The organism is Tumebacillus sp. BK434, from assembly GCF_004340785.1.
Lineage (GTDB): Bacteria > Bacillota > Bacilli > Tumebacillales > Tumebacillaceae > Tumebacillus_A.
The window spans coordinates 117,507-138,556 of record NZ_SLXS01000003.1 but is presented as its reverse complement, the minus strand read 5'-3'; the positions used below and the strand labels follow the sequence as shown (position 1 = coordinate 138,556).

At 55.1% G+C, this 21,050-nt stretch carries 22 protein-coding genes; 17 read left to right on the top strand and 5 right to left on the bottom strand.

All coding sequences use genetic code 11. The annotated features are described in order from the left end of the window. The first annotated feature begins 86 nt into the window (after positions 1–86). The 3 genes from EV586_RS08900 to EV586_RS08890 all read left to right on the top strand — a co-directional run bounded on the left by EV586_RS08900 (position 87) and on the right by EV586_RS08890 (position 2,563). Complete coding sequence (locus EV586_RS08900) at positions 87–548, top strand: hypothetical protein (RefSeq protein ID WP_132944745.1); 462 nt, start codon at positions 87–89, stop codon at positions 546–548. 582 nt (positions 549–1,130) lie between these two features. Then, a complete protein-coding gene (locus EV586_RS08895) occupies positions 1,131–1,322 on the top strand; it encodes a hypothetical protein (protein WP_132944744.1) in 192 nt (63 codons plus the stop codon). Between the two features lie 365 nt (positions 1,323–1,687). Beyond that, positions 1,688–2,563: a copper amine oxidase N-terminal domain-containing protein gene (locus EV586_RS08890; protein ID WP_132944743.1), complete on the top strand. Its 876-nt coding sequence runs from the start codon at positions 1,688–1,690 to the stop codon at positions 2,561–2,563. Positions 2,564–3,271: 708 nt separating this feature from the next. Here the strand turns inward: EV586_RS08890 and EV586_RS08885 are convergent. Then, positions 3,272–4,543, bottom strand: coding sequence for a helix-turn-helix domain-containing protein (locus EV586_RS08885; RefSeq protein ID WP_132944742.1), 1,272 nt, complete (start codon positions 4,541–4,543; stop codon positions 3,272–3,274). 251 nt (positions 4,544–4,794) lie between these two features. Here EV586_RS08885 and EV586_RS08880 point away from each other — a divergent pair, with 251 nt between their 5' ends. From EV586_RS08880 to EV586_RS08860, 5 genes are all read left to right on the top strand, one after another. Further along, positions 4,795–6,072: a helix-turn-helix domain-containing protein gene (locus tag EV586_RS08880; protein ID WP_132944741.1), complete on the top strand. Its 1,278-nt coding sequence runs from the start codon at positions 4,795–4,797 to the stop codon at positions 6,070–6,072. Between the two features lie 142 nt (positions 6,073–6,214). Next, positions 6,215–7,900, top strand: coding sequence for a methyl-accepting chemotaxis protein (locus EV586_RS08875; protein WP_132944740.1), 1,686 nt, complete (start codon positions 6,215–6,217; stop codon positions 7,898–7,900). A 145-nt stretch (positions 7,901–8,045) separates the two neighbouring features. Next, entirely contained in the window at positions 8,046–8,639 is a 594-nt protein-coding gene (locus EV586_RS08870) for an HD domain-containing protein (protein ID WP_132944739.1), read from the top strand. Between the two features lie 89 nt (positions 8,640–8,728). Further along, a complete protein-coding gene (locus EV586_RS08865; protein WP_132944738.1) occupies positions 8,729–10,258 on the top strand; it encodes a protein O-GlcNAcase in 1,530 nt (509 codons plus the stop codon). A 173-nt stretch (positions 10,259–10,431) separates the two neighbouring features. Beyond that, entirely contained in the window at positions 10,432–10,746 is a 315-nt protein-coding gene (locus tag EV586_RS08860) for a rhodanese-like domain-containing protein (RefSeq protein WP_243652992.1), read from the top strand. Positions 10,747–10,793: 47 nt separating this feature from the next. Here EV586_RS08860 and EV586_RS08855 read toward each other — a convergent pair whose 3' ends face one another. Continuing rightward, positions 10,794–11,153, bottom strand: a complete 360-nt coding sequence (locus tag EV586_RS08855) for a rhodanese-like domain-containing protein (RefSeq protein WP_243652991.1) — start codon at positions 11,151–11,153, stop codon at positions 10,794–10,796. Positions 11,154–11,270: 117 nt separating this feature from the next. On the opposite strand from EV586_RS08855, the gene EV586_RS08850 reads away from it, so the two are divergent. From EV586_RS08850 to EV586_RS08840, 3 genes are read left to right on the top strand one after another with little or no spacing between them, the layout of a single operon-like run. After that, entirely contained in the window at positions 11,271–12,143 is an 873-nt protein-coding gene (locus EV586_RS08850; RefSeq protein ID WP_132944736.1) for a LysR family transcriptional regulator, read from the top strand. 50 nt (positions 12,144–12,193) lie between these two features. After that, entirely contained in the window at positions 12,194–12,805 is a 612-nt protein-coding gene (locus EV586_RS08845; protein ID WP_165898456.1) for a hypothetical protein, read from the top strand. 1 nt (position 12,806) lies between these two features. Then, positions 12,807–13,370: a GNAT family N-acetyltransferase gene (locus EV586_RS08840; protein ID WP_165898454.1), complete on the top strand. Its 564-nt coding sequence runs from the start codon at positions 12,807–12,809 to the stop codon at positions 13,368–13,370. Positions 13,371–13,421: 51 nt separating this feature from the next. On the opposite strand, the gene EV586_RS08835 is transcribed toward EV586_RS08840, so the two are convergent. Beyond that, positions 13,422–14,126, bottom strand: coding sequence for a Type 1 glutamine amidotransferase-like domain-containing protein (locus EV586_RS08835; RefSeq protein ID WP_132945276.1), 705 nt, complete (start codon positions 14,124–14,126; stop codon positions 13,422–13,424). Between the two features lie 156 nt (positions 14,127–14,282). On the opposite strand from EV586_RS08835, the gene EV586_RS08830 reads away from it, so the two are divergent. Beyond that, the gene (locus tag EV586_RS08830) at positions 14,283–14,675 is read left to right on the top strand and encodes a VOC family protein (RefSeq protein ID WP_132944733.1); all 393 of its coding nucleotides are present in this window, start codon (positions 14,283–14,285) and stop codon (positions 14,673–14,675) included. Between the two features lie 116 nt (positions 14,676–14,791). Here EV586_RS08830 and EV586_RS08825 read toward each other — a convergent pair whose 3' ends face one another. Further along, complete coding sequence (locus EV586_RS08825) at positions 14,792–16,324, bottom strand: N-acetylmuramoyl-L-alanine amidase (protein WP_132944732.1); 1,533 nt, start codon at positions 16,322–16,324, stop codon at positions 14,792–14,794. A gap of 182 nt (positions 16,325–16,506) precedes the next feature. Between EV586_RS08825 and EV586_RS08820 the strand changes: the two genes are divergently transcribed. Beyond that, a complete protein-coding gene (locus tag EV586_RS08820) occupies positions 16,507–17,034 on the top strand; it encodes an acyl-CoA thioesterase (RefSeq protein ID WP_132944731.1) in 528 nt (175 codons plus the stop codon). A 43-nt stretch (positions 17,035–17,077) separates the two neighbouring features. Here the strand turns inward: EV586_RS08820 and EV586_RS08815 are convergent, their stop codons facing one another. Beyond that, the gene (locus EV586_RS08815) at positions 17,078–18,652 is read right to left on the bottom strand and encodes an amidohydrolase (RefSeq protein ID WP_243652990.1); all 1,575 of its coding nucleotides are present in this window, start codon (positions 18,650–18,652) and stop codon (positions 17,078–17,080) included. Between the two features lie 115 nt (positions 18,653–18,767). Between EV586_RS08815 and EV586_RS08810 the strand changes: the two genes are divergently transcribed. The 4 genes from EV586_RS08810 to EV586_RS08795 all read left to right on the top strand — a co-directional run bounded on the left by EV586_RS08810 (position 18,768) and on the right by EV586_RS08795 (position 21,008). Beyond that, positions 18,768–19,106, top strand: a complete 339-nt coding sequence (locus EV586_RS08810; RefSeq protein ID WP_132944730.1) for a hypothetical protein — start codon at positions 18,768–18,770, stop codon at positions 19,104–19,106. An 18-nt stretch (positions 19,107–19,124) separates the two neighbouring features. Then, positions 19,125–19,484, top strand: coding sequence for a hypothetical protein (locus EV586_RS08805; RefSeq protein ID WP_207893878.1), 360 nt, complete (start codon positions 19,125–19,127; stop codon positions 19,482–19,484). Between the two features lie 118 nt (positions 19,485–19,602). Further along, a complete protein-coding gene (locus EV586_RS08800; protein WP_132944729.1) occupies positions 19,603–19,908 on the top strand; it encodes a hypothetical protein in 306 nt (101 codons plus the stop codon). 17 nt (positions 19,909–19,925) lie between these two features. Then, the gene (locus EV586_RS08795; protein WP_132944728.1) at positions 19,926–21,008 is read left to right on the top strand and encodes a 5'-3' exonuclease H3TH domain-containing protein; all 1,083 of its coding nucleotides are present in this window, start codon (positions 19,926–19,928) and stop codon (positions 21,006–21,008) included. The last annotated feature ends 42 nt before the right edge of the window (positions 21,009–21,050 follow it).

Genomic DNA, 21,050 nt, shown 5'->3' with positions numbered 1-21,050 from the left:
CTTACAATTTTGTGAGATGAGGTGGACGTTTAATGATATGGGTTCGAAAGAAGATTGTACAGTTTTCGATTTCGGTGGTAATTATATTGTTCGCTGTATCTTCATTTATTATTGTAAATTATGACGATGATCCATTTTATTCAGTACATGCTGAAGCTCTACTTACTGAAAAAAAAATTGAGATAACTGCAGATTTTTCTGACCTCCTAGAAATCGAGGATGCGATATTATATCTTTATACACCTCATGCGTTCTATTCACTAGGGAATACAACTGCTGAATCCCCTATTTTTGGGAATGACTTGCGGACAGATAAACTGAAAGATCACATCGCGCGTGCGAGTCACATGAGTAAAGAGGATGCGGGGCTCTATTTATCTACCGGAATTACGCATCCAGGAAAGGCAAAAACAACGTTTCATTTACAAAAACAAGACGGTCCTGTGGAAATTGACAAGTTTCGGTTGTTTGTTGTTACAACAGAAAAAGGTTGGTTTAAAACTAGCTATCATGTCGAAGAGATTAAGGTAAATTCTTTTAAAGATTGAGGCGTGTATTACGCCCTTTATCTCACGAAAAGTAAGTCTTCATAACGAATTAGGCTGGCAAGACGCTATCATTTGTTATACACATGCAGGTGATCAAAGCAGGGGACAGCTTACGCCACTTTGAACAGGAAGCAGGTCAACGGCGTGCAAAGCTACAACATCCGCTTCAACACTTAATTCTTGAGCAAATCTCCCATAAGAGCAACATCCGTAAAAATCAGGAACACATGCTATCTGAAGTTGTGCAAAAAATTCAACTAAACTTGCAAGCTGAAGACCGGACCCTTCTGATCTGTCATAAAGAAAATGCCGAAAAACTGAAAAGTGTACGGAGGGGAGCAGGTAGTCATCAATTGGTACGGAAACCTCGTGGGAAAAAACGATTATAGTCTATTCAACAAATGCTGGCTGATTGGCACACCAAATCTCCCTTTTGAGCATTACTTGTTACATTATCTCCAATATTTGAATATTAATTAGAGGAAAAGGGGATGGCACTTCACGCTGGACGGTTTACGAATGATACATTTCATAGTGTACAGCTTGGCTTTGTCTCTGCAGAAATTTACCAAGCTCTAAAGCGTGAAAGGGCCGAACGATGACACGTACTACGACGTGTTCCTGTACCCGGGCGACCTGATCTCGGTGCCGACCAACACCCGCCACTGGTTCACCTTGACGGAACTGCGCAAGGTGAAAGCGATCCGTATTTTCGAGAGCAAGGACGGCTGGGTTGCGGTGTATGATGAGAGTGAGTTGCAGAAGCAGGCTTAAAGAGCGTGTGCGTTATGACGAAAAAATAGTTCGATCCTCCGATGATAAAATCATTGGAGGTTTTTTGTTTTCCAGAAAACAAGCGACTTTTTTAGCTGAGACGAAGGTCTTCGTCATTAAATTGGACCGCGCAGTTCGATTTCTTCTGTTGAGTTGGGTATATATGTTATGCGATGCGAGCGCTTCATGAAAAGTATGTGAAGCAATGAGTGGAATCATAAGTTACTAGAAGGAATCGAATTGTAAAAGTGAGACTAAATCCATTACATCAGATTAATATAATGGATTTATTTGTCACATAGGGAGGATATTGTCACAAATTATCGAAATTAGGGGTGATCTTTGAGAGGAGGCATATTTGCCTAATGAAAAAGTTTTTATCAGCGCTGATTGTGACCGGCATGCTGGCAGGCAGCATGGCATCGGTGGCATCTGCAGAAGTTCAGCCGATGTACACGCAGGGGAAGAACAGCAAAGTCAACGTCTACGTGAATGGAGCTACCTTGAAGGTTGACCAGCCCGCGATCGTGAAAAACGGCCGCACACTGGTGCCGCTGCGTGCAATTTTCGAGGCATTGGGCGCGGAGATTCTGTGGGATGAAAAGACACAGACGGTCACGGCCAAGCGCGAGAACACCGTCATCAAACTTCAATTGAAATCGAAAAATGCCGTTGTAAATGGCAAAACGGTAACGCTTGACGTTCCGGCTGAGTCGATCAACTACCGCACCATGGTACCGGTTCGCTTTGTCAGTGAAGCGCTTGACGCACACGTGGGCTGGGATGCTGGAACCGTCTCTGTTTTTGTCTCGCAATATCCGGCTATGTCGATCGTGGAATTGGGCGAGTATGTGAGTTTGATCGAAGAGAAGTTGACTGCGTTAAGTGATGCAGCTGTAGAGTCGGATACGATCCTGAATAACTATCTCAACAAGAAGATCACCCTCGAGCAGTTCCGTTCTCAGCACAAAGCCAATTTGAAGGAAATGGCTGCCCTTACCGCCGAAATCAAGGCTGTCAAGGTGCCGGATGATCAACTGGCGCAGCGTTATGCGAACCAGACGATTACGCTGTTTGAAAACTTGTACAGCGTCTGTGAACTGCGCGGCATCGTCCTGGGCGAAACAACAGGCGTGACTCGAGTACAAGAGTTGACCGATGACAGCAAGCAACTGATGCTCGCTCAGACCGCGTATGAAAATGAGTTCGCTTTCCTTGAAGAGTTCAATTTCGAGCAATAAGAAAGCGGCATCAACTTAGCAGGGCATATCGCAATAATATATCTTCATTGTGAAAAGCCACTCACCTGAAGTGGTGAGAATTGGAGTCCCCGCTTGAAAGGGGTTAATAAAGGCTACCCATCGAATTGGGTAGCCTTTTTATCCTTAGGTAAAGGGATTCATGACCGCTTTTGTGTAAAAGTAGGTTGGTCAATGTGGTTCTGGCCACAACAATAACTAGAAATTAGCATGTGAAAGTGATGGGCTGTAACCCTCGCAAAGAAAACTGTCCAGTTAACGTCTGCTTCGAAGCGTTCCTTTCACATAGATCAATCACTGTCTGCTTGAGAGGGGACAGACCAGTCTACTCCGTTAATTTATACTTGAGTAAGTCTTGAAACTGCCGCTGCCAGAGGGTGATGCGCTCTCCTGTCAAATAGACAGGCACGGTTTGATCTTCGATTCTGGTGTTCCAATAGACGATTTCCTGTCCTTCCGTCAAAAGAGCGCCCGGGTAACTGGTTCGAAAGGCAGGGACAGAACGTCTCCAGAAAAAGAAACGACCTAAGCCCGATGTTCGTTCGAGCATAGGTCGCATACCTATATCAACGAATTAATGAATGCCGACAGGGTCAAGCGGAAGGTCTTGAGCTGTTATTGTACTGGTGCCTGTGAAGGAGAGAGCGATGATGACAACGAAAAGCAGACTGCCAAGCAACACTTTTTTCATTACAAATCCTCCTCGAAGAGTATATTGTGACTCGAAAAACCAATATCTTTTGCCATTCTATAGTATTTCATTAGCGAATATGAATCGCCCCGTTTGTCATAGAGATCCATTAACAGACGATAAGCTAATTGTTTGATTCCCGGATCACATTCGCGGTCAAGCAACTGTTCAGCATGTTCGGGGTTGTCGTTGGCCAGCGATAACATCAACGTGAATTGGTCATGTAGATGCTGCATCTCTTTGGAGCCAATCTTGCGGAGCGAAGAGGCAATCAGTTCCGCAGCGTGTTTGTTTTCACCGAGACTGATCAGTGTTTTGCAGTATTCTTTCGTACAGACGAATCGATGAAAGGTATGGTCGGACAAATCGGGAAGTGCTTGCTCGAACAGGTCCTTGGATGTGGCAAAGTTCCCGCACCTGAACTCAAAGCATGCCGTATTATGCAAAGCTTTCGAGATAAAAAACGGTGCTTCTGTCTCGCGATAGGCATTCAGGGAAGCATAGTAGTACTGGCTTGCTTTTTCTGTCTCTCCTTTCTGTTCGGAGATTTTAGCCAGTGAGTAGTTGATGATCCCTTTTCGTTTGGGATCAGATATGAAAAAAGACTCGATGTCATTCAGGATTTTAGACAATTCAGAGTACTCTTTCCGATTGGAGTACGAGATCATCAGGTTCGTAATGACGTTGAAAAGCGGCTCTTTCTCAGATATGGTTTTGTCGGCAAGCTTTTTGGCATGTCCATAGGCGAGCAGCCAGGCATCGTGTGCTTCCTGGTAACGGTGCAGGTAATAATAGGCTCGTCCTAACTGGTTAAAAGACTTGCTTTTTTCTGACACTCCGAGTGCACATTGGGTGAGCTGTTCCGCAATGGTCAGCGCCCTTTGTTTCATCAGGTCTGCATATTGGTTCTCCGCAAAAGCATCGCTTGTCGCTTCTGACCAAAAGAGCTTTTGGGCGACAGATTTTGATTGTTCGGGATCTTGTAAAGCGGAGAAGATCAGGTCCAATTCTTGCTCCAATTCGCTCGTATCGCTCTGCATCAGCCGTTCTACAGAAACATGCAGGGCCTCGGCGATGCGTTCCAGTTCGAAGGAGTAGATCTTTCTTTTGCCTCGTAATTTCATGCGAAGCGTATCTGTGCTGATGTTGATCCGCATCGCAATCGCTTGTTGAGAATAGGCTTTTCCGCGCTCTTCCATGATTTCAGAGATTCTTCGATATGTAGTTTGCGAGAGTGTGAGACCCTCCGTGTATGGTTCAAAATTACTCATCGAACATAACCACCTCAAGTAGAGTTGCAGTTATTCTTCAAGTAGAGAAATCGTTATCATTATAAGTAAACAAGAGCCTTCTGTAAATGTTTCACGAGAAAAACCAATTACCCGAAACGTTGTCAGATTATTCTGTTAATATTAGCCTGTTTCTTGTTTGGTGGTACAATTTATTTATAAAACATAGAAGTTCTTAATGTTGCGGTTACAATAATTACACAACCACTGTGCAAGAAGTAGGGGGCGTGTTTATGGACCGAACGTTAGGTCAACGAGTACGAAAGTTTCGCAATCAAAAAGGCATGACACAGATCGAACTTGCGGAAGGTCTGATCACGCCAAGTATGGTGTCGCAAATCGAATCAGACCGGGCTCGCCCGTCGTATAAGGTATTGGCAGAGATTGCAGCGCGTCTCGAGGTGCCGCTTGAGCAGCTGTTAAAAGGCGTGAACCTCGATCTGGAATATTCGAGCAAATACAAGTTGGCATTGGGCATGGTGCGGGCGAATGAGTTTGGAACTGCGATTCCATTGTTAGAAAGTCTTGTGGAATATGCTCCATTCAAAATTCCCAAGGGAAACGTGTTGCTGGAATTGGCCCGCTGTCAGCTTGAGGTGGGCAACGTGACGGAAGCGGAAAGCAACTTGAATCAGTTGGCGAACCACGAGCAGAGTGCGGCGATGCTTCCGCAGGTCTTGCTGCTATTAGGAAAGGCCGCGGAGTTGAAGAGTGAGCTTCCGATCGCCCTCTTCCTGACGAAGCGTGCCTTGGAAGAAGTACTGAAGGCAGAGCAGCTCGACGCAGATCTGCATGTGAAGTTTCTCATGCAGTTGGCGGCGCTGCTCGGAAAGGTCGGCAAGGCGGGAGAAGCGGTCAGATACTACGAGCAGGCTTTGCAATTGGATCATGGCAGCAGGGAAGAACGGGCCAAGACCTATCTCCGGCTGGCGGAGATGTTTGATCGTCAAAAGAAGTATGAGCAGGCCGAAGACTACGCCTCAAAGGCGGCCGTATTATTGGAAGAGCAATCGAATGAAAAGATCAGGCAAGAGCTGCAGCACCGCTCGATCATGCTGCTTCGCGGGTCGGGAGATTGGAAGAGTGCTGTGCAACAGTTGTTGAGCCTGGCGCAACGGTGTGAGCGAGAAGCAGACAGAGCGGGAGCAGGAAAAGTGTACGCCGACATCGCTCTGATCTGCAGAGAGCATCAATCGTTTGACGAGGCTCGGACATATGCTGAGCAAGCACGGAAAGCGCTTCCCGACACCGACCCGGCGATGGGAAAAGTCCATCGTGTGCTGGCAGACGTCTCTTTTTACAAGCATGATGACAGGAAGGGCCAAACGCATCTTGATGATGCGGTCAAGATATTTGAACAGCACGGGATGGCTGCCGAGTTGGAAGAGGCGGTGCTGGTCATGTGCCGACATTTGAGCAGCAAAGGTGATTTTCAGGAAGCTTTTCGGAAGTTGGAGAACTATCACCAGTATCTGCTCCAAGCATTGGGACACCGCGGAATTGTGCTGTAAGTGAAGACAAGTTCGCCACGCATTTGAGTCTTGATTTTTCGATATTCAAAAAAAGTTCGGTACGATTTACCCCGATGTCATGGCATAATGAGAGGTGAATTCAATATATAAACATCATGCAATAGACTTAGGGGTGAGCGATTTGAAATTAAAAGCTAAGATCGTTCTATTGTTTACGCTGGTGATCGTGTTGGGAACGGCTGCGATGGGGACGTTTGCGACGTATACGCTGAGCAGCAAGATTAAAGATGCGGCTGTGGATAAGCTGAAGTCGGACATGAAGCTCAGCCGATCGCTGATCGAAAGCAAGTTCCCGGGCGACTGGCAGGTGCAAGGGGACAAGCTGTATAAAGGCGATACGCTGGTCAATGACAATACGGCCATCGTCGATGAGATCGGGGAATTGACGGGCGGTACGGTGACGATTTTCCTCGGCGACACCCGGGTGACGACCAACGTGAAAAAAGAGGACGGGTCGCGCGCGGTCGGCACCAAGGTGGCGGACGTTGTTGCAGAACAGACGCTCAAGAACGGTGAGCCTTACTTTGGCGAGGCGCAGGTGGTGAACATGATGAGCCAGACTGCGTATGAACCGATCAAAAATGCGGGCGGACAAGTCATCGGGATGTACTACGTCGGCGTGCCGAACTCTGTCTATGATCAGATTGTGGACAAGTTCCGCAACCAAGTCGTGGTGTTCGGTGTGGCCGGGCTGGTGGTGGCGGTAGTCGCGTCTTATCTGGTGGCGCACTTCAATGCCCGCCCGCTGCGCCGTTTGACGCAGGTGGCGAATCAGGTGGCCAGCGGCGATCTGCGCGTGGAAAAACTGCCGGAGAATCGCAAGGACGAACTCGGGGACCTGTCGCGCTCTGTCAACGGCATGGTCGACAATCTGTATGAACTGATCGGCAATGTCAGCGCGACGGCAACTCAGGTGGCAGCCTCTTCGGAGGAGCTGTCGGCAAGCACGGAGCAGGCGGCGATCTCGACGGGGCATGTGACGGAGACGATCCAGGAAGTGGCGACCGGCGCGGAGTTGCAACTGCAGCGCACGCAGGAGTCGGAACTGGCCATCGAAGGGATGACCGTCGGCATCCAGCGCATCGCGGACACGTCGGTGATGGTGGCGGAAACTTCGCTGCAGTCGGCGCTGGAAGCGGAACAGGGCACCGAATCGATCGAGCAGGCCGCACATCAGATGCGGATGATCGTGGAGACGGTGAATGAATTTGCAGCCGGTGTGAACATGCTGGAGCAGCGTTCGCAGGAGATCGGCGCGATTGTGGAAGTGATCACCGGCATTGCGGCACAGACGAATCTGCTCGCGCTCAATGCGGCGATCGAAGCGGCACGGGCAGGGGAGCATGGCAAAGGCTTTGCTGTCGTGGCGGATGAAGTGCGCAAGCTGGCCGAGCAGTCGGGCCATTCGGCAGGCCGGATCGAGCAGTTGATTCAGGCGATTCAAGCAGAGACGTCCCGCGCGATGAGCTCGATGGAAGTCGTGATCCGGGAAGTCAAGTCCGGCACGGAAGTGGTGCATGTGGCGGGCGATGCGTTCCATCGGATTTTGACGGCAGCCCGGCAGGTGTCGGAGCAAGTGCAGGATGTGACAGCTTCGTCGCAGGAGATGAGCGCCGGATCACAGGAAGTGGCGCAGGCGGTGGAAGAGGTCACCCGGATCGCACGCGGTTCGGCGGGCAACGCACAGCTGGTGGTCGCTTCGTCGGAAGAGCAGTTGGCGGTGATTGAAGAGATCTCCCGCTCGGCCGAAGCGCTGAGCCAGATGGCGCTGGAACTGCAGGAGAAGGTCGGGAAGTTTAAAGTATAGGGCAGCAGAATGACAATTGAAGGAACGGTCGAGACCTCCCGCATGTGTGTGCGGGAGGTTTTTTTCCGTGCCCCTTTTCTGGTGATTATTCATTGTTTATGATGAGGAGGAGGAATTATTTTACTCCTGAGAGGACGGGGTGCCGATGATAGAGCGGTTGCGGCAGCAGATGGAGTTTCTTGTGGAAATCGACAAGTTGAAAAGCGTATCTCGCAGAGCCTACTTGATGAACGGTTCGAGAAATGAAAACGATGCGGAGCACTCCTGGCATCTGGCCTTGATGGTGATGATGCTGCAGGAGCATGCGAATGAACCGTCCGTCGATCTGCTGCGCGTGGTGAAGATGGTGCTGGTGCATGACATCGTGGAGATCGATGCCGGTGATGTGTCGGCGTATGACGCGGCAGGACAAGCCGGCAAAGAGGAGCGGGAGCGGGCGGCTGCGAAGCGGATTTTTGGCCTGCTGCCTGCGGAGCAGGGGGCGGAACTGCTGGCGCTGTGGCTGGAGTTTGAGGAGCGCGAGACGGCAGAGGCGAAGTTTGCGGCAGCACTTGATCGTTTGGCGCCGCTGTTGCACAACTATCAGACGGAAGGCCAGACCTGGCAGGAACACGGGATTACGCTGGAGATGGTCCTGGCGCGCAACAGCCAGATCGCGCAAGGGTCGGAGCGGCTGTGGGAGTATGCGCAGGAACTCATTCGCGAATCGGTGGAGAAAGGATACTTGCCGCAGCGGTAGATCGTCTGCCGCCGAAGAGATTGGGCAGCCTATTTGTAACAAGGGGCGGACTGAGACGTCTACTTGCTGAAAGGCAGGGAGGGGTTCGCATGAAGAAAACAGGATGGCTGGTGCTCGCGTTCCTTTTGCTGATCGTCGCGGCCGGTTGGTGGGCGGTACGGGGTGAGAACCTGTGGCCGACGCCGCAGTCGCACCCGGCTCCGGCTCCGGCTCCGGCTCCCAATCCAACGCCGGAGCCGGGACAACAGCAGCCGGAGCCAGAACAGGAGCCTGAGCGGCAATCGGAGTTTGCTGTGCGGGGCGTGATTGAAGGGTTTTACGGCGAGCCGTGGACACACGCACAGCGGCTGGAGATGCTGGCGTTCATGGGGCAGCACCATTTTACTACGTACGTCTATGCGCCCAAAGATGACCCGTATCAGCGGCGGCAGTGGGGCGAGCTGTACCCGCCGGAGCTGGGCGGTCAGATGCGGTCGCTTGCAGAGACCGCGAAGCAAAACGGCATCGAGCTGGTCTATTCGATCTCGCCCGGCATCCCGGCGCCTTTGCCGAGCGAACAGGCGACCCCCGAGTGGGTGGCCAACTCGATCACCGTTTCCTCGCCGGATGACCGACAGCGTTTACTGGCGAAGATTGACCAACTGCGCGGATATGGTGTGCATGATTTTATGCTGTCGTTTGATGATGTTCAGGAGATCGTTAAGCCGGAAGATCAGGCGGTGTACGGCAGCGACTATGCCAAGGCGCATGTCGATCTCGCGAATGCTGTGTATCGGGCGGAGCGTGCCAAAGATCCTGATTTCCAGCTCTGGTTTGCGCCGACCGACTATTACGGGCTGGGCGATTCGGGTTACTGGCAGACGATCCGCAATTCGCTCGATCCGGCGATCCCGGTGATCTGGACGGGAGAGTGGGTGCTGAATCGGGCGGTGACCTCGGAGCAGGCAGATCAGGTGGCCAAACTGCTGGGCCGCAAGCCGATGCTCTGGGACAACTACCCGGTCAACGACTACACGTACGCGATCAACAAGCGCCCGCAGCTGATCATGGGGCCGCTGGAAAACCGTTCGGCAGATCTCGGCGAGCATTTGTCCGGCTATCTGACCAATCCTCAGATCCAGCCGGAAGCGTCCAAAATCTCGCTGGCAACGATCGGCGACTATCTCCGCGACCCGCACAGTTATGAGGCTGCAACCGCTTGGAAGGCAGCGATGCATGGCCCGGCCGGTGTGCAGGATGAGGAGGCGCTGCTGCTGTTTTCCCAATACGCGGCCCAGAGCACGCTGCGCCCGGGCGGCAACCCTGATTTTGCCAAGCTTGCCGCTGACTATTGGCAAGGCGGCGACCCGGCTGCGCTGCGGGAGGAGTTTCAGGCGCTGGCCGCCTTGCCGGATCGCGTGCGGCAAGGGACGGCGAATCCCGAGTTGTTGCTCGAGATCAGCCCTTGGCTGACCAAGCTCGGCGAGGAAGGACAAGCGGGTTTGCTGGCCATGCAATATCTGGAGAACCCTGCCGACCGCGGGGAGTCGTTCCGGGCGCTGCTCGGACAGATCAAAGGCAACCCGTTGCAGATCGGCGGGGAGATCGTGGAGTTCCTGCAACAAGCGGCTCAGCGCTGAAGCGGTGGAATGGGCGCTGTGCAAGCATCTGGCTTCGACTTCTTCAGTCACAATCACCCCTCGGCTCGGCATATTCTACGAGCAAGTCTAAAATGTGAGTTTCATTACTTTCAAAAAGGAACCTGCAATATAGACTAAAGCATTATGGGGTTGAGAAAGGGCGTGATGACGACATGGAACATGTGATGTCCACAATCCAGGAGATCCTGCCTGTCGAAGTGGCGGAGCGGCTGAAGAACAAGGAACCGGTCAAGATCATCGATGTTCGTACCGATCTGGAAATCGAAGAAGGGAAGATCCCGGAAGCGGTGCACGTTCCCATGTTCGAAGTCATCGACCGGTACAGGGAGTGGGATCGCGGGGAAGAGATCATCTTTGTCTGCCGTTCGGGCAGACGGAGTTTGGCTGTGTGTCAAGTGTTGACGCTCGAAGGATTCCGCAATGTGAAAAACATGGTCGGCGGTATGCTCGCTTACCCGGCCATCTAACGGAAAGAAAACAGGAACCTCCCCGGCCGGGGAGGTTTTTTCATGCGTTACGAGTGGAGTTGTCCGCCTTCCTTTTGCCAATACTCGACGCCGCCGAACATCTCTTTGACCGCAAAACCCAGTTCGCTCAGGCGCAGCCCTGCTTTGGCGGCCGCGTTGCAGGCCGGGCTCCAGCAGTAGGTGACGATCAGGCGGTTTTTGTCAAACGCGGCGGTGCTTTCTGCCGAGATCTCCCGGTACGGCAGGGAGACGGCACCGGGGAGGTGCCCGCCGGCATACGCTTCCCGGCTCCGGGCGTCGAGCAATACAAAATCGCACTCGCCGCTCTCCAGTTCGATCCGCACATCGGCCGGGTCGGTCTCAAAGGCCAGCTTGTTGGCAAAATGACGGTACTGTTCCTGATTCAAGAACATCGCTCCTTCTCATTGGGGTTGTTTTTACAGTATCATGGGGATTAGCATCACAGTTATCGATAGGAATTGATGATAGTCATCAATCATTTTGAAGATAGAGGAGGAAGGGTTGTGATCTTGCAGTATTTGCGTACGTTTTGCACGGTGGCCAGAACGGGCAGCTTCACGCGGGCGGCGGAAGAATTGGGCTATGCGCAGTCGAGCGTCACGACGCAGATCCAAAAGCTGGAGCAGGAATACGGCACTGTGCTGTTCGAACGCTTCGGGCGGCGCATGCGGCTGACCCACAGCGGGGAAACGCTGCTCGGCTATGCGACGGAGATGATCCGCCTGCAGCAGGAGTCGAAGGAAGCGCTCGCGACCGAAGCTTCAGGGACGCTTACGATCGGCACGATCGAATCGCTCGCCGCCTACTTCCTGCCCCCGCTCTTGCAGGCGTTCCAAGCGCGGTATCCGCGAATGAACTTGCAGTTAAAACCCGGCTTGGAGCCTGGCGTCATCCAAAGCGTCAAAGACGGCGACTGCGACATCGGCTTGATCCTCGACGTGCCGTTTGCCGATCCGGATCTGCACGTGGAGACGGTGCAGCCGGTCGAGTTGATGATCACCGCCCAGCCGGGCCATCGGCTGGCCGGGCTCCGGGAGGTGCAGTACGCCGATCTGGAGCAGGAAAGTCTGATTCTGACGGAGGAAGGCTGCACCTACCGCGCGCTGCTCCTGCAAGGGCTGCAGGCGGCCGGGGTGTCGTACCGCCTGACCTGCGAGTTTGGCAGCCTGGAAGCGATCAAACACTGTGTGAGCCAAGGGCTCGGCGTGGCGCTGTTGCCGCAGATGGCGGTGCAGGCGGAACTGGAAAGCGGCAAGCTGATCGCCCGCCCACTGACCGGTCAGCCTGACTTTTTGGTGCAGTTGATCCGGCACAAGAAAAAATGGCTGTCCGAGCCGTTGCAGGAAATGTTGGGAATTCTTGTCGAATCGAAATGAAACCCTTCCGCCCTTGTTTGCGTCTGACAGTACAACAAGGAGGGGAAATCGTGAAAAAAACGCTGATGTTGTCCGTTTCATTTTTGCTGATGCTGCAAGTGCTGTTTCTGGCCGCACCGACGCCCGGGTATGCCTGTTCCTGTGTGGCGCCGACGTCTCCGCAAGCAGCCCTCGCCGAGGCCAAGGCCGTCTTTGCGGGCAAGGTGCAGCAAGTCGAGGCGCAATCGCCGTATTATAAAGTGACATTCGCTGTAAACACCGCCTGGAAAGGAATCGACAACGCCGAGAGCGCGGTGTTGACGGCGATCGGCGGGGAAGCGAGCTGCGGGATTAAGTTTCAGCCGGGACAGGAATACCTGATCTATTCGAACACCACCGAGGACGGACGGCTGCATGCCTCTCTGTGCAGCCGGACGAAGGAGCTGCAGCAGGCGGACGAAGATTTGAAAGCGCTGGGCACCGGAACCCATTTCCTGGCGACGTCTTTTGTGGAGCAGCGCGTCGAGCGCTCCGAGCCGGCCAAGCAGCAGGCGATGCCGTTCGAACCTGAGAAGCAAAATGCGGTCATCGACTTCGGGGCAACAGGCGTCTGGGCTGCGCTTGCCGTATTGTTGGCGGCCGGAGCCGCTTTCTGGATGTTACAACGAAAACGAGGGAAGTAGAATGAGCACAGAGACGATATTAAAAGCCATGCCATTGATCGAGACGGAGCGCTTTTGGCTGCGGGAACTGCGTCTTAGCGACGCAGAAGATTTTTTCGCCAATCTGTCTGATGAAGAGACGATGCGCTATTACGGGATGACGCCGCTGACGGAGCTGGAGACAGCGGTAGAGATGATCAAGAGCCGGGAGCTGGCTCGTCAGGAGAATCGCTCGCTGCGCTGGGCGATCGCCCGCAAAGAGGATGACCGGCTGATCGGCTCGATCGGGTTCCACCACTGGGAACCGCAGACGTTTCGCGCCGAGATCGGCTACGAGATCAACCGAGAGTATTGGGGAACGGGCGTGGCGACGGAAGCGGTGCGGGCGGCGCTGCACTGCGGATTTGGCGAGATGGGTCTCAACCGCATCGAAGCGCTCGCTTCGCCGGAGAATCCCGCTTCGATTCGCGTGTTGGAGAAGGCAGGCTTTCAGAAGGAAGGCGTGCTGAAAGAGTATATGTATTTTCATGATCGCTTTCATGATGCGGTGATGCTCGCGCTGCTCAAGCGTGAGTATCAGGCGTAAACAGCAACAACCCCGCTCCGCAACAAGGGAGTCGGGGTTGTTTTGTTACCATTAGAAGCCGTGGCCGAGGTATTGGGTGTCGAGCATCGTTTCCTGAATCGCGCCGCCGATTTTCTGGACGCGGTAGCCTTTTGCTTTCGGGCGCGAGGAGACGACGCGGTGCAGCTTCGTGCCGATAAAATGAAACGCGGCGCCGTCATCGGCAGCGAGGCCGTCCTGCAGTTCACCTGTGAGGATCATGCGCTGGTAGGACGGGCGGCGCTCCGCTTCGCCGTCATAGTGCGGCGAGGCGCTGCCGGGCAGGAAGCCGAGGCAGGGGAGGGGGCTTAGCTTGCCGTAGTTGGAGTCGGTGATTCCATGCTCAAACCAGCAGATCATCCCGGCGCTGAGGCCGGTCAGGATCTTGCCTTCTTCCCACGCTTTCTTGAAGATGCGGTCGAGGCCCCATTCGCGCCACAGCACGATCAGGTTGCGGGTGCTGCCGCCGCCAACATAAATGATGTCTTTGTCCAGCACATACGCTTCGAGGTCGGCGGACGGCGGTCTGTAGACATGCAGGTGTGACGGCTCGCAGTTCAGTTCGCCCATCGACTTGTAGAAGCGCGCCGTGTAGTCGGGAGAGTCGCCGCTGGCGGTCGGGACGAAGCAGACTTTCGGCTTGTCTTTCCCCGCTTGCTGGAGCACATAGCGGTCGAGCAGCAGGTTGTCCGGTTCCATCGAGAACCCGCCGCCGCCCATGGCGATCAGCTGTTTCATCGGTTGCATAGGGGATCGCTCCTTGCTTTTCTGATTTTTTTCATTTTAACGAGAATTGGCAGGTTTGGGAAGGAGAGAGGCTGGAATGGCTGGCAACGGAGGAAGGGTTTGGCTTATAATGAAGTTTATCGCTAAACGAATGCAGGAGGCGTTAACATGGCAATTCGCAAAATTGAACACGTGGGCATCATGGTGCGTGATCTTGAAGCATCGATCAAGTTTTACACCGAAGTGATCGGCATGGAGCTGAACGGGCGGCTGACGCATACCAACGGGGTGATTGAGCTGGCGTTCCTCGGTTTCGAAGGGGCGGAGCAGACGGAACTGGAACTGATCCAAGGCTACAACTCCGACCTGCCGCGCGAAGGCAAAGTCCATCATCTCGCCTTGAATGTGGACAACCTCGAAGCGGAGATCGAGCGCCTTGAGAAGCACGGCGTCAAGTGGATCGACGAAGAGATCACCACCCTGCCCAACGGCACGCGGTATAAGTTCTTCGAGGGTCCGGATGGTGAGTGGCTGGAATTGTTTGAGGTGAACCAAGGGTAGTCCGCATGAACATCAAGGCAATCGTGGAGTAGTACGTCTAAGGACAGAGCACGTGATCCGCGTGCATGAATAAAAAAGCCGCTTCCAATCGGAAGCGGCTTTTTGCTGCCTGCCGTTTAGCGGGCCATGAACTTGACCGCATCGGCGGCGATGTAGAGGTTGTCGCCGGTGGCATCGCCGAATTTGACGGTGCCTGTGGTGCCGGCGGCGAAGCTGTAAGTGCCGAGGGAGACCCATTGGTCGGCGTAGTTGGCTTGATTGACCGTTTTCACGATCGAGCCGCCGTTGTAGGTGATCGTGTATTTGACGTTCGTCGATGTCGCGTAGTTGGACGGCACGAACACTTTGACTTCATAGTTGCCCGCCTGCGGGATGTTCGGGCGGTAGACGGAATAGTTCACTTCGGTCGTGCCGTTGCCTTTCGTCCAGCGCATCGCATTGCCGAGGCCGTAGCCGGTCACGGAACGCCAGTACTCGGCGGGGCCGTAGAAGGTCGCTTGCGGGTTGTCAACGATCACGACGGAGTAGTTTTTCGCCACGCCGGTGATCAGCGACATGTAGTAGTTCCAATCCCAGTTGTTGCCCGGGTCGGTGTGCGTGTTGCCGTACCACTCGCTGTGCGCGAGGATGTAGTCGCGGGTCATCGGGATGCCGTACTTCTGGCAGATGTTGCGCACCAGCGCCGCCGACGCGCGGTACATCGCATCGGTGTACCAGCCGGTCTGGTTCGCATAGCCTTCATGCTCCAGGCCGATCCCGTTCGAGTTGGCGCTGCGGGCATGCCACGCGATGTCTTTTTCGGCGACCATCTGCGTGATCTGCCCGTCGCTGGAGCGGATCACGTAGTGCGCGGAGACGCCGGCAGCCGGGTCTTTGAACCAGTTGATCGCCGACGCGTACGAGCCTTCCGTGTCATGGATGATGACGTGTTTGATCGGATGCGATGTGGGACGGGACGCCGCTTGGTAGTTGCCCGAGTACGCCGGATTCCAGATCGCCGGCGCATAATCGGCCGACTCGGTGGTCACGCCGTCATAGACGATGCCCGCATACGCGCCTTTGTCCGGCGCGACCGCAGCGTCCCCCGGCAGAGACAGCGTCTCGCCGTCTTTGTTCAGCGCTGCACCTTCTTTGAGCAGGCGATACACATCGTCGGCGAACAGCACGGCCAGCTCCTTGTCCTGCGAGGCAAAATAGCTGGCGACCGCTTCATACCACTCGTTGACATCGCCGGACAGCGGTTTCTTCAGCTCTTTTTGGTACTGGGCCAGCAGGTAAGCGCCGGCGCGGATGTTGCCGAGCTTGTTTTTCTGAATCTCCGCCTTGGCGAGGCCGAGGCCTTTCGCCGCTTTGCCCAGCGCTTGTTGCTTGTCGTTTTCCACGATGTGCATCAGGCCGTAGCCGTTGTCTTTTGACGGTTCGCCGTTGTGGTCCTGCCAGCGGGTCAAGGAGTAGGACAGCGCCATCAGCAGTTCTTTTGGCACTTGAAACTCTTCGGCCGCCTGTGCAAACGCTGCGTCGAGATCGGCCAGATGGTCCGCTTTGGACAGATTCTGTGCAGAGGTTGCCTGCGTTGCCCCGGTCAGCGTCGTGCTGAGGGCCAATGTGAGCGCGGTCGTTGCCAGCACCGCTTGCCATGTTTTTTTCATTTTGAATGCACCCCTCTATGTTATTAGTAATATATAATAAGTTTAAGTACAGATTCATGGTTTGTCTATGATTAAAATGTACTAGTTATTCTCTAATAAGTTTGGAATTATAAGAAAGATGCAGAGGATACTACGCATTGGATATAATGGAAAGGAGTCGAGATGGAAAAGAGGAGATAGAGATGACTGAGCATTTGTCTGCAAAAAAAATAAGCGAATCCCGCGCGGTAAAAGCAAGTATCGTGCTGCCTCCCGACACCAACACCCACCGCACGATGTTCGGGGGCAAAGTCATGGCCTACATTGACGACATCGCCGCCATTTCGGCGATGCGCCACTGCCGCAAGCGCGTCGTGACGGCGTCGACCGACTCGGTGGACTTTTTGAACCCGATCAAAGAAGGCGACTCGATCTGCCTGGAGTCTTTCGTCACCTGGACGCACAAGACATCGATGGAAGTGTTTGTGAAAGTCGTCGCCGAAGACCTGCTGACCGGCCAGCGTGTGCTGTGCGCAACTTCGTTTTTGACATTTGTGGCGCTCGACCCGGACAATCGTCCCGCCCCGGTGCCGCATGTGATCCCGGAGACCCCGGAGGAGAAAGACCTCTACGACAGCGCTCCACAACGCGCCGATGCACGCCGCGCCCGCCGTGCGGAGAGCAAGAAGCATGCCGAGATGTTCAACCCGAAGAAACCTTGGGATCGATAAACAGAGGAAACAAAAAAAGCCCGGGAGCTGCCTCCCGGACTTTTTATTTTTCGTATACGGTTGTGCCGCCGATGACGGTGCGGATGACGTTCGTCTCGAGAATCACATCGGGGTGCTCCGTCATGATGTTGCGGTCGAGGATGGTCAGGTCGGCGAATTTGCCCGGTGTGATCGTGCCTTTGACATCCTCTTCGCGGGTGGCGTAGGTGCCGCCAACGGTGAAGAGATGCACCGCTTCCTGCGCGGTCAGGCGCTGCTCCGGCTGGTAGCCGCTGCGGGTGATCGCCGCATGCAGGCCGAGCAGCGGTTCGATCGGCTCGATCGGCGCGTCCGATCCGCCGCCGCACAGGAGTCCTGCGTCGAGCAGCGTCTTCCACGCGTAGGAAGTCTTGTGCAGCTCCGGCGCGATGCGCTCCAGCACCCACGGATAGTCGGAGGTGACGAAACGCGGCTGCAGGTCGAGCGCCAGACGGTCGCCGAGCTGCTGCATGCGCGTGATCTGCTCCGGACGCAGGACTTGGGCGTGGATCAGGCGGTGGCGGTGGCCGAGCACCTGATGTTTCTCCATCGCTTCCAGCACCATGTCGGTTGCGCCGTCGCCGATGGCGTGCACGGCGATCGGCATGCCGTACGCTGCACCTGCTGCCGCGATCCGGTTCAGCTCTTCCTGCGACAGGATCGCCGTGCCATAGGTGCCTGGCGCATCGCCGTACGGGAGGGTCATCAACGCGGTGCGTCCGCCCATCGCGCCGTCGGCGAAGATTTTCAACGCGCCGATGTTCACCCACTCATCGCCGTCGCCGGTGGTCAGGCCGGTCGCTTTCAGCTCGTCGAGGTGCGGGTAGTAGATCAGCAGGTTGCTGCGCAGGCGCAGGTCTTCTTCGACCACCAGCTCACGGTACAGGCTCCACGTGGTCTCAAAGTCGTTCAGGTAGCGCAGGTCTTCCGTATGCACGCCGGTCAGACCGCTGGCCAAGGCGTGCTTGATGCCGCGGCGCAAGGCGTCTTTCAACTCGGCGCGGCTTTTCTTCGGGATCGCGTTCTGCAGCGGGCGGGACGCGTTTTCATAGATGATGCCGTTCAGCGCCCCGTTCGCGTCGCGGCCGTAGGAGCCGTCCGCCGGGTCGGCTGTGCTTGCCGTGATGCCGGTGCGTTCAAAAGCCCGCGTGTTGGCGAGGTAGGCGTGGTTGCAGACGCGGGTCAGAAAGACCGGGTGGTTCGGCGCCGCTTCGTTCAGCTCTTGGAGCGTCGGAATGCGGCGGTCGGAAAATTGGTTTTCGTTCCAGCCGGTCCCGACCACCCATTCGCCCTGCGGAATCTTGATCACCCACTCGCGGAGCATCTTCAGCATCTCGGCGGTGCTTTGCGCGGGCGTGAAGTCGAGCGTGGACAGTTTGATGCCGTGGTTGGAGACATGTAAATGATTGTCGATCAGGCCGGGCAGCACCGTCGCGCCGCCGAGGTGGATCTCCTCGACGTCCGCGCGCCCGTACTGCAGGCGGATATCTTCCGTATCGCCGACCGCGAGAATGCGGCCGTTCTCAATCGCCAAGGCGGTCGCCTGCGGCGTTTGCGCGTCCATCGTGTAGATCGTGCCGTTGGTATAGATCGTTCTCATAACTCCAGCCCCCTTTTTCATCATTGTACAGGAAAATATCAACCGGCGGTAATAGATACCGTTGACCCCTGCCGACGTAAGTTCTAAAATACTAGGAGGCAGGAGGCGATTTTAGATGAACGAATTTAACCAAAGCCCGTTTACCGAGGCTTTTGCTTATGATACACGACTTGGCATCTACGTGCTGCGTCCCGATCTGCACTGGGGGCAGTTTTCGGAAGCGGACCAGAAGCGCATCGGATCGAAATGGGTGCTGATCTGCTCGGCACTGACCGACCGCGTGGCCGATCTGGAAGTGCAGATGATGGACGCGCTGGAGCGCATGTACTCCGCGAAGGATGAAGAGGAGATGCATCAACTCAACAACGAGATGATGGAGTACGCCAGCATCGCCTGCGATCTGAACATCCTGGCGCGCAAAGTCTATGACGACTTGGCGAAGGCGCATTTCTAAAAGAGAGAAGGCACAAGGATGAGCAAAGGATGGGAGTTTGTACCCGATGAGCGCCTCGGCATCGCCCTGCCGCAGCTCGCGCAGGACTGGTCGCTGTACAGCCGCGATGAACAGGCCCTGATGATCGAAACATGGGAGCGCGTCAAAGCACGCATCCCCGACCGCGTGCAGGTACTGGAAGCGGTGATCAACGAGAAGCAGCTGTTGGCTTCGCAGGAAGACGACTGGGACACCGTCTGCGATCTGTATGAGAAGATCTACGAGATCGCCAGCATCATCAACGACCTGAACATCTGGAAGAACGTCGAGCAGTACCTGTCCCATCAGGAACAGCACACCGCGGGAATCTCCGAAGAGCATACGAACCGGGAAAAATAAGCCTGGGAAATGACACGAGAAAGGCAGCGTCATGAAACGCTGTCTTTTTTTACATAAATGGCGCATAATGAGGGAGAGAGAATTCGAGCGGACCAAGCTTGAGAGGAGCGCGAGACAGATGACACACGAACAGTTGCTTGCCGTGATGCAGCACACGCCCCTGCCGGAGCGCATGGGGAATTTTGAGCGCACCCGTTCCCCGCAGCAGACGGAGGAGACCGGGAGCGGCCTGGTCTTTGTGGAATACAGCCACCTGAGCGAAGATGTGCAGTTCCAAGCGGTGCTGCGAGGAGAGCAGGCGCTGCTGCAAGTGGTGCAGAACGGTGCGGCGACGCCGGTGCGCGAGCTGACGATCGAAGAAGTCGGCCATGTGCTGCGCGCCGATCTCTTGATGATGTTAGAAGACCTTGAAGACGAACTGTAAGACTGGAGGCCATACTATTGCAACTTTTGCTGATTGACGGCAATCATATCATGTACTCGGTCCTCTACCGCTTTATCGCCAAGGCGAAAAAGCGCGGGGACTATGAGGAAGCGACCGACGAGATCGTTGAGAAGACCGCCTCGCAGTTTACCAAGATTATCAAAAAGCTGGCCAGGCGCTTTCGGCCGACGCATATGGTGGTGATCTTTGACAACGATGCGACCAACTTCCGCCATCAGCTGTCCCCGATCTACAAAGCGAACCGCCGCGAGCGTCCGAAGGAAGTCCATCCGCTGAAGCAGCGCATCTACGCGCAGTTTCGCGAGGAGAACATCCCCTACCTGTACGCGTCGAACCACGAAGGCGACGACCTGATCGGCACGCTCGCCGCGCGGGCGGAAGAACTGCCGCGCTGCAAGAAAGTGATCCTGCTGTCGGGCGACATGGACTTGGCGCAGCTGGTCACGCCCAAAACGCAACTCTACCTGATCAACAACGGCATCTTCACCGGCTCTTGGGTGACCGACCGCAATGTGAAGAGTCTGCTCGATGTCGGGCCGGAGCAGATCCCGGCGATCAAGTCGCTGCTCGGCGACCGCACCGACAACATCAAGGGCATCTCCGGCCTGCGCCGCCCGAACGTGCTGCGCGTGATCGAGAAGTACCCGGATCTTGAGGAGTTCCTGCAGATCGAAAAGAGCAAGAACAAGACGGAAGCGCTGATCCTGCGCCACCGTGAGCATGTGGAAAACAACATGCGCCTCGCCCGCATCATCTGCGACATGCGCTTCCACCTGCGTTGGGAGGACTATCTGGTCAGCGCGTGGATGGACAGCGGCAAGCAGCCGGAGAGCGCGCCGGCAGCCACCGGTGCGAACAAACCGTCCCGCCGCCGCAAGTCCTCTGCAGCCAAATCAGCAGCCAAAGCTCCTGCCGAGGCGGCCAAGCCGGCCGATCTGCCGCCAGCAGACCCGGCGGAAAGACCTGCAGAAACGTCGGCTCCGGACGGCGCACCGGCAGCAGCAGAAACCAAAAAAAGAAAGCGTCGCCGCCGCTCCCGCAAGCGCAAACCTGCGGCTGGCACCAGCGATCAAATGTAAGATCCCGGTCCTAAATGGACACGGGATTTTTTAATCCCTACT